The organism is Streptomyces sp. NBC_01190 (genome assembly GCF_045039895.1).
GTDB lineage: Bacteria > Actinomycetota > Actinomycetes > Streptomycetales > Streptomycetaceae > Actinacidiphila.
In genome coordinates, this window is the sequence record NZ_CP108580.1 from 390,732 (window position 1) to 402,838 (window position 12,107).

Genomic DNA, 12,107 nt, shown 5'->3' on the forward strand with positions numbered 1-12,107 from the left:
GACCGTGCGCGGGCGGGGGCGGGGAGGTGGCGGCCGCAAGCCCGCCGGGTGACGGAGCGGGGCCGGCCCGGATCCGGCCGGTCATCGGCGAGCGGGGCGGGGCCCGGGTACCGATGGTGCGTACCCGGGCCCCGCCCCTCCCTCCCCAACCTGGCCCCGACCTGGCCCCGACCTGGCCGGACGGCCCGCCCGGTCAGGTCACCGGCTCAGTTCACTGGCTGAGCAGCTTCGTCGCCAGCGTCGCGGCGTTGTACGAGCCCCACCCGGTGGTGAAGTCCCAGCCCGTCGCCGAGGAGTAGGCGCCGTTGCTGCCGCTGGTGATGTCGTGGAAGCCGGTGCCCTTCGCCGCGTAGAGGGCGGGGTTGGCGAAGCCGAGCCGGGGCTTGCCGGCGGCCGCGGCCTGCTGGTTGTAGATCGTGGCGAAGCCGGCCCACTCGGGCGCCGCCGCGCTGGTGCCGCCGACCTGGCCCCAGCGGCCCTGCGAGTAGATGGACACGCCGGGCGACGGGTTGGCCAGCGCCGCGACGTCCGGGACCTGGCGCTTGCCGCCGCCCTGGCTCTTCTGGACCGGGGTCTGCCAGCTCGGGATGGTGAAGACGCTGGACTTGCCGCCACCGCCGCCGGACCAGGCGGTCTCCCTGCTCCAGGCGTTGGCGGAGGTGACGGTCAGCGTGGTGCCGCCGACCCCGGTGACGTTCGGGTCGCTGGCCGGGTAGTCGACGGACGTGCCGCCGGTACCCGCGTCGTCGGAGCCGCTGTCGCCCGAGGCCGCGAAGAAGCTCAGGCCCTCGGCCGCGCCCTGGGCGAAGACCGCCGAGACCGCGCTGATGTTGGACGAGGTGCGCTGCGTCTCGGCGGCGCCCCAGCTTATGGAGGTCACCGGGATGCCGCTGTCCACGATGGCCTGGTAGGTGTCGACCTCGCCGGCGTCGGAGTTGGGACCCTCGAAGACGGTGATCCGCGCGGCCGGGGCGATGGCGTTGAGCACCTCGATGTCGAGTTCGACCTCGACCTGTCCGCCACCGAGCGAGCCGGAGCCGCCGTCCACCTTGTGCACGGTGGGGGCGGGCGAGCTCAGCGCGTAGTGGCTGTCGTAGCTGGTGATGTTGGACTGCTGGAAGCCGTCGAACTCCAGCAGGGCGATCTGCTGGCCGCTGCCGGTGTAGGTGCCGGAGACGTTGTAGCCGCCCTTGATCTGGGCCGGGGTGTAGCCGCCGCCGGGGCCGTTGTGCGGGGTGACGGCGGCGGGGGCCTGGTGCTTGAGCTGGCTGCGGTTGTTGAGGCCGGACACATCGCTGACGAGGGAGGCGACGTCGGTGGGCAGCAGCGGCGCGGTCTCGTTGGCGTAGAAGGAACGCCCTGACGCGCTGTCCCGGTACGAGGACAGCTTGGTGCCGAACGCCTTCTCAAGCTGGGCGGCGGTGCCGGTGGCGTCGATCACCAGGTTGCCGGAGTGCACGGCGCCGACGGTGAGCCCCTGCGAGCGCAGGTAGTCGGTGACCTTCTTGACGTCGGCGTCACTGCGGCCGAAGCGCGCGGCGAACTGGCTCTTCGTCAGGTAGTGCCCGTACCCGGCCGACGCGGGGTCGCTGACCTGCGCGACGAAGGCGTTCAGTGCCTTGTCGTCACGGGAGGTGAGGCTCACCGCGACCGATACCGTGTCGGTGGCGGCGAGGGCGCCGGTGCGTACGGCGTTCGACCCCAGCCCCGGCAGCACGTCGCCGGACAGTGCCGTGCGGGCGGTGGTGGAGTGGGCGGTGGCGGCGTAGGCGCCGGGCACGGCTGCGAGCAGCAGAACCGGGGCGGCGGCAGCGGCCAGCAGTTTCAGACGCGCGGTCACGAAGATCCTCCATGCGGGTGGCCGGTCCCCGGCTTCGGGGCCGTCACAAACGCTAGGGGCCGGTGTGACGCCGCATAAGCGTGGTAACCCTTGCGCCTGATGTTGCGTATGTGTTTCGTGTCAGCCCTGGGGTATGGAGGTCATCGCATAGGCCAGCGCCGTGCGCGAACGCACCCCGAATCTGCGGTACAGCCGGGAGAGCGTGCCCTCGACCGTCTTGACGCTGATGAAGAGCTGTGCGGCGACCTCACGGTTGGTCGCGCCGCCGCGCACCAGCTCGGCGATCCTGGCCTCGGCGGGCGTCAGCGCGGGGCTTCCGCCGCCGCCGGCCGTCGGGTCCACCCGGGCGAGTTCGGCCCTGGCCCGTTCCGCGAGCGGCGACGCGCCCGCCGCTTCGGCCAGTTGGAGCGCCTCGGTGAGCACCGCGGCTGCGGTCGTCCGGTGCCGGGCCCGGCGCTCGACGGTGCCGAGCGCGGTCAGGGTCCGCACCAGGTCCACCGGGATTCCCAGCGGGCGCAGTTGCTCGACCGAGGCGCGGAGCAGGACCGCGCCCTCCTTGAACCGGCCGTCGGCCGCCTCCCGCAGACCCTCGGCGCGTTCCAGCGCGGCCAGGACGCTGCCGGGCATCCGGCCGGCGTGCTGGAACGCCTGCCGCAGTACGTGGTTCGCGGCTCCGGTCTCCCCGAGCGCCACCAGTGCCTCGGCCAGATCGGCGCACCAGCCGATCAGCGGCGGATCGGCCGCGCCCATCGAGGCCCCGATCAGGGTCACTTGGCGCAGTGACTCGGCCGCCTCGGCCACCTGGGAGCGCTCGCCGGTGAAGAGGCCGGCCTGGCCGAGTACCGCCGTGGCCCGCAGCAGGAAGAGCTTGTCGCCGTCCTCCTCCGAGGCGCGCACGGCCCGGACGGCCAGCCGCCGCGCCTCGGCCGCCGTACCGCTGAACGTCTCCGCCAGGGCCGCCGCGTAGAGCGCGGGCGCGGACTCCCGGCCCGCCGCCGCGGCCAACCGGACACAGCGAGCGGCGGTGCGCGCGGCCTCGCGGCAGGCCCCGGCGCGTACTTGGGCGCGGGTGAGCGCCACCAGCGAGGCGACGGTCGACTCCACGCCGCCCGACTCCACCGTGGTCCGCAGCAGTTCGACCAGTTCGCGGCGGGCGTGGTCGACCCGGTCGGAGTCCAGGGCCAGCACCGCGCGCATCCGGATCAGGCCCCAGCTCTGCGGGCCGTCGTCCGCGAGTCCGACGGCCTGCGCCAACGCGGCCTCGGCCGCGCCGGTTTCACCGGCCAGCGACCGTACGCGGGCCAGCGTGGACAGGGCGGCGATCCGCGTTCCGTCGTCCCCGGCCCGCGCGGCACACCGTGCGGACTCCCCGGCGTACCGGGCGGCTTCGACCAGGGCGCCGGTCAACAGGCCGCGCACCGCCGCCCAGTGGTAAAGGGCCGCTTCCAGTTCCGGCGCGCCGGCCGCCTCGCGCAGTCCGTCCTGGATGAGCTGGGCGTGGTCGCGCAGCGCCTGGCCCGCGCTGCGCAGCAGGACGAGCCGGGCCGCCACCCGGGTACGGGCGGTGTCCGATCGTGCGAGCACCGCGCGGGCGGCCTGCTGGGACTCCGCCCACCGCCCGGCGTCACAGGCGAAACCGGCCGCCGCCAGCAGGCGTTGGTCGCGGTCGGCCGGGTGGCTCGCGGGGGTTCTGCGGACCGCGAGTTCGGCGAGTTCGGCGGCCGCCGCGGGTTCGCCGCGCTCCCGTGCGGTGTGTGCGGCGTCCATCAGCGCGGCCGCGGTGGCGGCGTCCTCCGCCGGGCGGGCCAGTGCCATGTGCCGGGCGGCCTCGACGGGCTCGGTCACGGCGGTGGCCAACCGCTGGTGGGCGGAGCGGCGTTGGGCCTCGCCGGCGGCGTCCCAGAGCGCCGCCCGCAGCAGCGGATGACGGAAGCGTACGGTCCGGTCCTGGTCGGTGCCGACCACGCCGGCCCGTTCCGCGTCGTCCAGCGCCGCGGCGGCGTCCGCCACGCCGGCGGAACGCAATAACGCCAGGGTGGGCCGAGTGGCGGCGCAGACGACCGGCAGCGCGGACCGGGCGCACGGGGAAAGGGCCTCGATCCGCTCCCGCACGAGGGCGCTCAGCGTGGCGGGCACCGGAAGCAGGCCGTTCTCCGGGGGCACGCCGTCCCGTGGCGCGTGCCGCCCCAACTCCAGCGCGTAGAAGGGATTTCCGGCGGCGGTGTGCAGCACCGCCCGCTGTACCGGTGGCGGCAGGAGGATCCCGGCGTCGAGCAGCAGCCGGACCATGGCGTCGTCGGGCAGCGGGGACACGGGCAGCTCCGCGCTGTACGGCGGGCACACGTGGCTGTGCTCGGGGCGCCGGCCCTCGGCCACCCGCTGGGCGGCGAGGATGCGGATGTCGGCGGCGTCGACGCGCCTGGCCACGAAGGCGAGCACCTCGGCGCTGGGTTCGTCGAGCCACTGAACGCCGTCGACGACCAGCAGTACCGGTGTCGTCGCCGCGAGCCGGCCCAGCGCGTCGAGTACGGCGACGCGCACCGCGAGTCCGTCGGTCCGGTGGTCCGGGCCGGGGCGGTGCAGCAGCGCGGTCAGCAGGTCCGCGCGCCGGGCGGGCGGCAGCGCGTCGATCACCTCCTCGGGCAGCCGGGCGAAGAGGTCGATCAGACCGAGGTAGGGCAGTTCGGCGTCGCCGGGCGCGGGCGAGCAGCGCAGCACGGCGACGCCGGCCGTGCGCCGCGCCGCTGCCACGGCCGCGAGCAGGGTCGACTTGCCGATGCCGGGCGGTCCGTAGACGAGCAGCCCCTTGTTCTCCCGCAGCCGCAGGAGTGCTTCCCGGGTCAGCTCGCGGCGCCCGTCCCCGGGACGCGGCGCCGGGCCGGCCCGCCCGGGGTCTGGGCGCCCCGGCACCTCCGGCCGTCCCGACCGAGGGGGCTGATCAGGCCGACCGGGCTGACCCGGGAGACCCGGAAAAGGGGCGACGACTCGGTCCGGCAGAACGGGGACGACTCGGTCCGGCACGGTGCGGCATCTCCTTCTGGTCCTTAACCGCGGCAATGACGGCTGACCACCGACCATTTCATGTGCTCATGACAACCACCGGAATGCCGTGTGTCAATGCCGCCCGCGCCGCCCCCGTCCCCGCCCCGCGCCGCTCCCGCCGGGTCAGGAGGGTGTCGTCGGGAGCCGTGGCACGCTGCTGATCAGCCGTCGCGTGTAGGGGTGGCCGGGCGCGCCCAGGACGGCCTCGGTGTCCCCCTGTTCCACGACCCGGCCGTTTTCCAGCACCGCCGTGTGTTCACACAGCGCGGCCACCACCGACAGGTCGTGCGAGACCATCGCGATGGTCAGCCCCCGGGACTCCTTGAGCTCTCCCAGCAGGTCGACGATGCGCACCCGGGTGGTGACGTCCAGCGCGCTGACCGGTTCGTCGGCGAGCAGCACCCGCGGATCGCAGACCGTCGCCCGCGCCAGGGCGATGCGCTGGCGCTGGCCGCCGGAGAACTCGTGCGGGTAGCGGTCCCCGGCGTCCGCCGGCAGCCCGACGCCCGCGAGCGCGGCGGCGACCTTGCCGCCCGGGTCGGCGCCCGCCAGTCCGAGCGAGCGCAGCGGCTCGGACACGATGCCGCGGACCCGCTGCCGGGGATCGAGCGAGGAGTAGGGGTCCTGGAAGACGCTCTGCACACTACGGCGGAAGCCGCGCATCCGGGCCCGGTCCCGGAGGTCGAGCGGCTCCCCGTCGAAGAGGATCTGTCCCCGGGTCGGCCGGTCGAGACCGAGCAGCAGCCGCAGCATGGTGGTCTTGCCCGCGCCCGACTCGCCCACGAGCGCGACACTGCGTCCTGCCGGGATGTCCAGGGTGATGTCGTGGAGTACGGGAGCGGCGCCGCGGTAGGCGAAGCCCGCCCGCCGTGCCGCCAGGATCGGTGAGCTCATCGCGTGATCCGTTCCAGGGCCTCCTGGAAGGCGCGGGCGCTCGCCACCAGGCTCTGTGTGTAGGGCTGTCGGGGGTGGTGCAGGATGTCCGCGGTGGAGCCGGACTCCACGGTCCGCCCGTCCTTGAGCACCACCAGACGGTCGGTGACGCCGGAGACCACGGCCAGGTCGTGGCTGACGAAGAGCAGGGCCATGTCCTCCTCCGCGATCAGCTCGTTGAGCAGCCGCAGCATGTCGGCCTGGACCGTCACATCGAGCGCGGTGGTCGGCTCGTCCGCGATCAGCAGCGCGGGTTCGCAGGCCAGCGCCATGGCGAGCGCGACCCGCTGCCGCTGGCCGCCGGATATCTCGTGCGGGAAGGCGCGGGCGATCCGGTCGGGTTCCGGCAGCCGGACCCGGTCGAGCGCCGCCGCGACCGCGCGGCGCAGTTCGGTGCCGCGCAGCCCGCGCCGTCTGCGCAGCGGTCCGGCGATCTGCCGCCCGACGCGCATCAGGGGATCGAGCGCGGTGAGCGGCTCCTGGAACACCACGCTGACGGCCCGCCCGCGCAGCGCCCGCATCCGGGACTCGCCCGCGCTCACCACGTCCGTGGGCGGAAGTCCGGGCACGTCGAGCACGGCCCGGCCGGACGCGGTGAGGCCGGGTGGCAGCAGCCCCATCAGCGCCAGCGTGGTCAGCGACTTGCCGGAACCGGACTCGCCGATCAGCCCGAGCCGGCCGCCGGGTTCGACCGCGAAGGAGAGATCCGAGACCAGGGCCCGGCCGGTGTCCGTCCGGATGGTGAGGCCGGAGACGTCGAGCAGGCTCATGAGGTCCTCCGCCGGGTGGGATCGAGCGTGTCGCGTATTCCGTCGGCAATCAGGTTGACGCCCACGACGAGGGCGACCAGCAGCACACCGGGCGCGATCGCGGCGTACGGAGCGGTCGACACCGTCGCCTGGGCCTCTTCCAGCATCCGCCCCCAGGAGGCGTTGGGCGGCGGCGCGCCCAGCCCCAGGAACGACAGGCTCGCCTCGGCGAGCACGGCGAGCCCGAACTGGAGGGCCAGGTTGACCACCAGCGTGGGCCAGATGTTCGGCAGCACATGGCCGCCGATGATCCGGATCCATGACGTCCCCGACGTCCGGGCGGCCGTGATGTAGTCCTCGGCCAGGACCCGCTTGACCAGGATGCGGGTCAGCCGCGCCACGATCGCCGTCATGGCGAGCCCGATCGCGACCACGGCCGAGCCGAGCGAGGCGGACCGGGCGGCCACCACCAGCATGGCGAGGAGCAGCGTGGGAAAGGCGATCAGCACGTCGAGGAAGGCGGTGAAGGTGTCGTCGAGCCAGCGGTTGGCGAAGCCGGCCGCGAGCCCGACGGCCAGCCCGAGCGCGCCGCCGATCGCCACCGCGCCGAGCCCGGATTCCAGGGCGATCCGGGCCCCGATCATCACCTGGGAGAGCAGGTCACGCCCGAGTTTGTCGGTGCCGAGAAGATGCGGAAGGCCGGGCGGGGACAGCCGGCCGCCCGAGGTGTCGTCCAGCGAGTACGGCAGCCAGAACCAGGAGACCACCGCCATCACCGCGATCGCCCCGACCAGTACGCAGCCGGTGATCAGCGTTGCCGAGCGCCGTCGCCGGCGGGGAGCGTCTTCGGTCACGGTTTGCCGCCGGAGAGGGTGCCGCGCAGCCGCGGGTCGATGAGCCGCTGGGTGAGGTCGGCGAGGAAGCCGATGATCAGCACGGCGAAGGTGGTGACGAACAGCACGCCCTGGACGGTGGGGTAGTCGTGCTGGGCCACGCCCTGGGACAGCAGGCTGCCGAGTCCCGGCAGCGCGAAGACCGTCTCGACGACCACCGCGCCGAGCAGGGTGGAGGCCAGCTCCATGCCGAGGACGGCGACCACCGGGACGGCGCCGTTGCGCAGCCCGTGCCGCCACAGCGCCTCGCCGAAGGAGGCGCCGAGCGCCCGCGCGGTCCGCAGGTAGTCGCTGCCGAGCACGTCCAGGGTCGCGGAGCGGACGTATCGGATCAGGGAGGCGGACATCACCACCGCGACCGTGACGACCGGCAGGATCAGCGAGTTCAGCGCCGCAGCCGGGTCGGCCCAGCCGTCCTGCGGGAAGCCGCCGGCCGGCAGGATCCGCAGGTGCAGGGAGAAGACGGTGACGAGGATCATGCCGACCCAGAACACCGGGACCGCGATGCCGAGTTGCGAGACGCCGTTGAGCAGCAGTCCGTACCAGGTGTTGGCCCGGTGGGCCGCGAGGAAGCCGACCGGCAGCGCGATGAGCAGGGCGAGTACGAACGCCATGGCGGTGAGCGGCACCGTCACCTGGGCCCGGCTGGAGATCTCCGGGCCGACCGGCAGCGAGCTGATGAAGGAGTCGCCGAGGTCGAAGGTGGCCAGGGAGTGCAGCCAGCCGGCGAACTGCTCGGGGAGCGGCCGGTCGGAGCCGATCTGGTGGCGGGCGGCCGCGAGCTGGTCCGGGCTCGCGCCCACGGATGTCAGGGCGTTGGCCGGGTCGCCGGGAAGCAGCCGGAGCAGCAGGAAGAGCACCACGCTGGCCAGCAGCAGCGAGGCGGCCAGGAAGGCGAGGCGCCGCAGCACGTACAAGGTCATGGGAGATCCGGGTTCGGGGGGAAGCGGTGACGCCCTCGCCGCGGCCGGTCCCGGCCACCCGTGCGGACGGCGCGGGGCCTGCCGCGGCGGGGAAGCGCCTCGGACAGCGCCGGTGGCGCTGCCGTCGGAGGCGGGTTCGTCAGCTCTTCTTGATGTCGTAGGCGTAGAACTGGGAGTTCAGACCGTTGAGGGGGTAGCCCGAGAGCTTCGAGGAGGCGACCACGATCTGCGGGTAGAGGTAGAGCCAGTCGCTCGCCGCGTCCTGGGCGATCCGCTCATTGACCTTCTTCAGCAGGTCGGTCTGCTGCGCGGTGGTGTCCGACTGCTCGGCCTGCGCGACCCACTGGGTGACCTGCTTGTTGTCGTAGCCCCAGTAGAAGTCGGGATTGCCGTACCAGACGATGTCGCGGTCGTTGACGTGCTCCTGGAGCGTCGCGCTGAAATCGTGGTTCTGGTAGACCTTCGTGTACCACTGGTCCGGCGTGATGATGTTGATCTTCACATTGATCCCGACCTTCGCGAGCTGCGACTTGATGAACGTCGCGGCGGTCGGGTGCGGGTCGTAGTTCGGGGTGTCGAGCGTGAAGCCGAACCCCTTGGCGTAGCCGGCCTGGGCCAGCTCGCTCTTGGCGAGGGCCGGGTCGTACGGGTTGACATGCGTCAGGTCCTCGTACCACGGGTCGGTGGGCGGGACCATCGAGCCGATCAGCTTGCCGTAGCCGCCCCAGATCGACTCCAGCAGCTTCTTGTTGTCGATGGCCGAGGTGATGGCCTTCCTGACCAGCGGGTTGTTGAACGGCTTGACCCGGTCGTTGAAGGCGAGGAGCAGCTTGGTCGTCGAGTTACCGCTGTTCACCTTGTACGAAGGGCTGTTCTTGAACTGGTCGAGCGCGTCGGGGCTCTGCTCGCTGGTCACCACGTCCACGGCGTTGGTGAGCAGCGCGTTGTTGAGCGCGGTCGCGTCCTTGAAGTAGTGGAAGACGACCTTCTTGTTGGTCGCGGGCGTGCCCCAGTAGCCGGCGAACCGGTCGAGGCTCAGCGCGGAGCCGCGGGTCCACCGGTCGAGCTGGTAGGGGCCCGTCCCGTCCTCGGACGTCTTGAGGTTCTTGGCCTGGGCGTCGATGATCCAGACGTAGCTGAGGTTGTAGATGAACGAGATGGACTTGCTCGACAGCGTCACCTTGACGGTCCGCGCGTCGGGGGTGGCCACGTTCTTGATCACCGTGAGGTTGCTCTTGCGGGCCGACTGCGAGTCCGGGCCGATCACCTTCTCGATGCTGTACTTCACATCGGAGGAGTCGAGGGCCTTGCCGGAGTGGAACTTCACACCGCTGCGCAGGGTGAAGGTGTAGGTGAGGCCGTCCGGGGAGACGGTGTAGTGCGTGGCGAGCTGGTTGTCGACCTTGCCGCTGTCGGTGAGCTTGAACAGCCCCTCGTAGACGTTGCCGTTGAGCGCCTCGGTCACTCCCTGCCCGCCGCCGCCGGTGTTGTCCAGGTTCTGCGGTTCGTACAGCGAGCCGATGGCGACGGTGGCGTCCTTGTCGTACGAACCCGGCGCCGCTCCGCTCTTCTGGCTCGACGAGGTGCCCGTGCTGCCGCCGCAGGCGGTGAGGGCGATGGAGATCGCGACCACCAGGGCGCCGCCGGCGAGGGGCGTGGTTATGCGTTTCACTTCGTTACTCCTGAGAGGGGGCCGCCGCTGAAGACGGGGCGCTTCTCGCCCGCCTCCACCGGCAGATGGAGGCGGTTCTGCGGGGGCGGCAGGGGGCAGTTGTACTCGGCGGAGAATCCGCAGGGCGGCACGAAGGCCCGGTTGAAGTCGAGCACGACGGTCTCGCGTTCCTGGCCGCTCTGGTCGCGTGGCACGTAGAGGAAGCGGCCGGAACCGTAGGTGCTGACCCCGTTGGTGGGGTCCCCGAAGACGAGAAGCAGAGTGCCGTCGTCGTCGAAGGCGGCCAGGGTGTAGTCGACGCCGTCCAGCGACAGGCTGATGTCGCCGGGGACGATCATGCCCCGGCTGCCGCCGTTGTCGCGGATGTGCTCGAAGGGGATCCTGCGGTCGTCGGCGACCGGGGTGAAGGTGGCCCGCGTCACCCAGCGCGGGTCGAAGGCGTACGTCTCGATGTGGGAGAAGTGCTGGATCGCCGGGGACTCGCTGTCCCAGAACCGCAGCCCGAACTCCGGCTCGCCGGTGAGGATGTCGGCCCGCTCCAGGCTGGTGACCCGGACGGTCGGCGGCAGCCCGTGCCGCTCGGCTTCGGGCTCGGCCGGCGTGCCCTTCGGCAGCCAGCGGGTCTCGACCAGCGCGAGGTTTCCGGTGGGCGCCGTGACCGAGGCGGCCCGCGCCGCCCGCCAGGCGTCCCAACTGTCCCGGGCGGCGTCCGCGGGGTCCACGGGGTCCGCGATCCGCGCGGAGGCGTCGGACGAGGAAGGCATGATGACTCGTTTCATCGATGATTCATCGACAAAGGCACGCGCTTTTGCGCGCTTTGTCCAGAAAAGCGAGAGGAAGAGAAGCGGAGAGAAGTACGGAGAGGGGAGCGGAGGCGACACGCCTCGATCGCGTCCGGGAACACGGCACGACCAGCCCCGGCCAGGAGCGGGATCAGACGGCCGTCACGGCGACCGTGGCCGGCGGAGCGAGGAACTGTACGCCCGGAAAACCCTGGAGGGACCGCTCAGACGGCGTCGCGGCGACAGAGCGCGCTGGCGACGCGGAGCAGGTCCACGTGGGCTCGGATGACGAGGTACAGAGTGCGGAACACCGGGTCAGAGTCGCACATGCTTTCCCATGGGTCAAATGGGCCAAATCCGATGGTTCATCAGATTTCGGTACGCGGTGACGGACGGGTGCGGGCGGACCTGTGATGCCGCCGGCGGCCGGGTCGCCACGGCCGGACCGGACCGCGCGGCCGCTCTGGCACGGCGCCGGGTCTCGGCGCAGGATGGAGGGAAGGGGAATCCCTGATCGCGTGCCGCGCGGCGGTGTTCCCGAGGCCTTCCGGTGGTGCGGACGAAGCGGCGAGGTGAGCGCGATGGCAGCCCAGCGACGGCCCCGGGGCCGATCGAACTCCGGCGGCTCGGGCACACCCGACCTGGCCCGGCGTATCGCCGCGTACTGCGAGCAGCGCGGGATGTCGGCGGACGAGCTGGCCACGCGGGCCGGGATGGCGCCGAACTATCTTCGGCAGATCGAACGGCTGGAGAGCGATTTCGACCCGGACGCCCTGCACCGGCTGGCGACGGCCCTGGGCATCTCGTCCAAGGAGCTCATGGAGGGGCGCGGTGACGCTCCCCCCGGGCAGAATCCGCCGGCGCCCGAGCCCCGGCTGGCGAGACTGACCACCGAGGAATGCCGGGACCGCCTCGGTCAGCACGGCGTCGGGCGGGTCGCCCTGCCCGGCGAGGACGGCACGCTCGTACTGCCGGTCAACTACCTCGTCGACGGCCCCGACGTCATCTACCGCACGGCCCTCGGTGGCGCGGCCGACCCGGTCGCCGGCTCGGACATCACCCTTGAGGCCGATCACCTGAGCGAGCGGCACGGCGACGGCTGGAGCGTCCTGGTGTTCGGCCGGGCCGAGATCCTCGCGGACGCCGGCGCCATCGAGCGCTACCGGCACCGCCCGGGCGCCCGGCCGTGGGCGGGCGGCGTACGGGACCGGTGGGTCCGTATCGTGCCGAGCCGGCTGACCGGCCGGCTCATCACCACGACGGGCTGAGCGGG

The 12,107-nt window shown here is 72.4% G+C and carries 10 protein-coding genes; 1 reads left to right on the forward strand and 9 read right to left on the reverse strand.

Annotation, left to right across the window (positions count from 1 at the left end; genetic code table 11):
- Positions 1-211: 211 nt before the first annotated feature.
- The 9 genes from OG519_RS01710 to OG519_RS01750 all read right to left on the reverse strand — a co-directional run bounded on the left by OG519_RS01710 (position 212) and on the right by OG519_RS01750 (position 11,163).
- Entirely contained in the window at positions 212-1,840 is a 1,629-nt protein-coding gene (locus tag OG519_RS01710; protein ID WP_405577706.1) for a protease pro-enzyme activation domain-containing protein, read from the reverse strand.
- Between the two features lie 120 nt (positions 1,841-1,960).
- Positions 1,961-4,750: an AAA family ATPase gene (locus OG519_RS01715; RefSeq protein ID WP_405577708.1), complete on the reverse strand. Its 2,790-nt coding sequence runs from the start codon at positions 4,748-4,750 to the stop codon at positions 1,961-1,963.
- A gap of 255 nt (positions 4,751-5,005) precedes the next feature.
- A complete protein-coding gene (locus OG519_RS01720; protein WP_405577710.1) occupies positions 5,006-5,776 on the reverse strand; it encodes an ABC transporter ATP-binding protein in 771 nt (256 codons plus the stop codon).
- Positions 5,773-6,585: an ABC transporter ATP-binding protein gene (locus OG519_RS01725; RefSeq protein WP_405577712.1), complete on the reverse strand. Its 813-nt coding sequence runs from the start codon at positions 6,583-6,585 to the stop codon at positions 5,773-5,775. The genes OG519_RS01720 and OG519_RS01725 overlap by 4 nt, the downstream gene beginning before the upstream one ends.
- The gene (locus OG519_RS01730; RefSeq protein WP_405577714.1) at positions 6,582-7,418 is read right to left on the reverse strand and encodes an ABC transporter permease; all 837 of its coding nucleotides are present in this window, start codon (positions 7,416-7,418) and stop codon (positions 6,582-6,584) included. The genes OG519_RS01725 and OG519_RS01730 overlap by 4 nt, the downstream gene beginning before the upstream one ends.
- Positions 7,415-8,380 carry an ABC transporter permease gene (locus OG519_RS01735; RefSeq protein ID WP_405577716.1) on the reverse strand — a complete coding sequence of 322 codons (966 nt, stop codon included), beginning with the start codon at positions 8,378-8,380 and terminating at the stop codon, positions 7,415-7,417. Before OG519_RS01735 ends, OG519_RS01730 begins: the two co-directional genes overlap by 4 nt.
- A gap of 139 nt (positions 8,381-8,519) precedes the next feature.
- The gene (locus OG519_RS01740) at positions 8,520-10,052 is read right to left on the reverse strand and encodes an ABC transporter substrate-binding protein (RefSeq protein WP_405577718.1); all 1,533 of its coding nucleotides are present in this window, start codon (positions 10,050-10,052) and stop codon (positions 8,520-8,522) included.
- Entirely contained in the window at positions 10,049-10,816 is a 768-nt protein-coding gene (locus OG519_RS01745; RefSeq protein ID WP_405577720.1) for a DUF1684 domain-containing protein, read from the reverse strand. Before OG519_RS01745 ends, OG519_RS01740 begins: the two co-directional genes overlap by 4 nt.
- A gap of 242 nt (positions 10,817-11,058) precedes the next feature.
- Entirely contained in the window at positions 11,059-11,163 is a 105-nt protein-coding gene (locus OG519_RS01750) for a putative leader peptide (protein ID WP_405577722.1), read from the reverse strand.
- 252 nt (positions 11,164-11,415) lie between these two features.
- On the opposite strand from OG519_RS01750, the gene OG519_RS01755 reads away from it, so the two are divergent.
- Positions 11,416-12,102: a helix-turn-helix domain-containing protein gene (locus OG519_RS01755; protein WP_405577724.1), complete on the forward strand. Its 687-nt coding sequence runs from the start codon at positions 11,416-11,418 to the stop codon at positions 12,100-12,102.
- Positions 12,103-12,107: the final 5 nt, after the last annotated feature.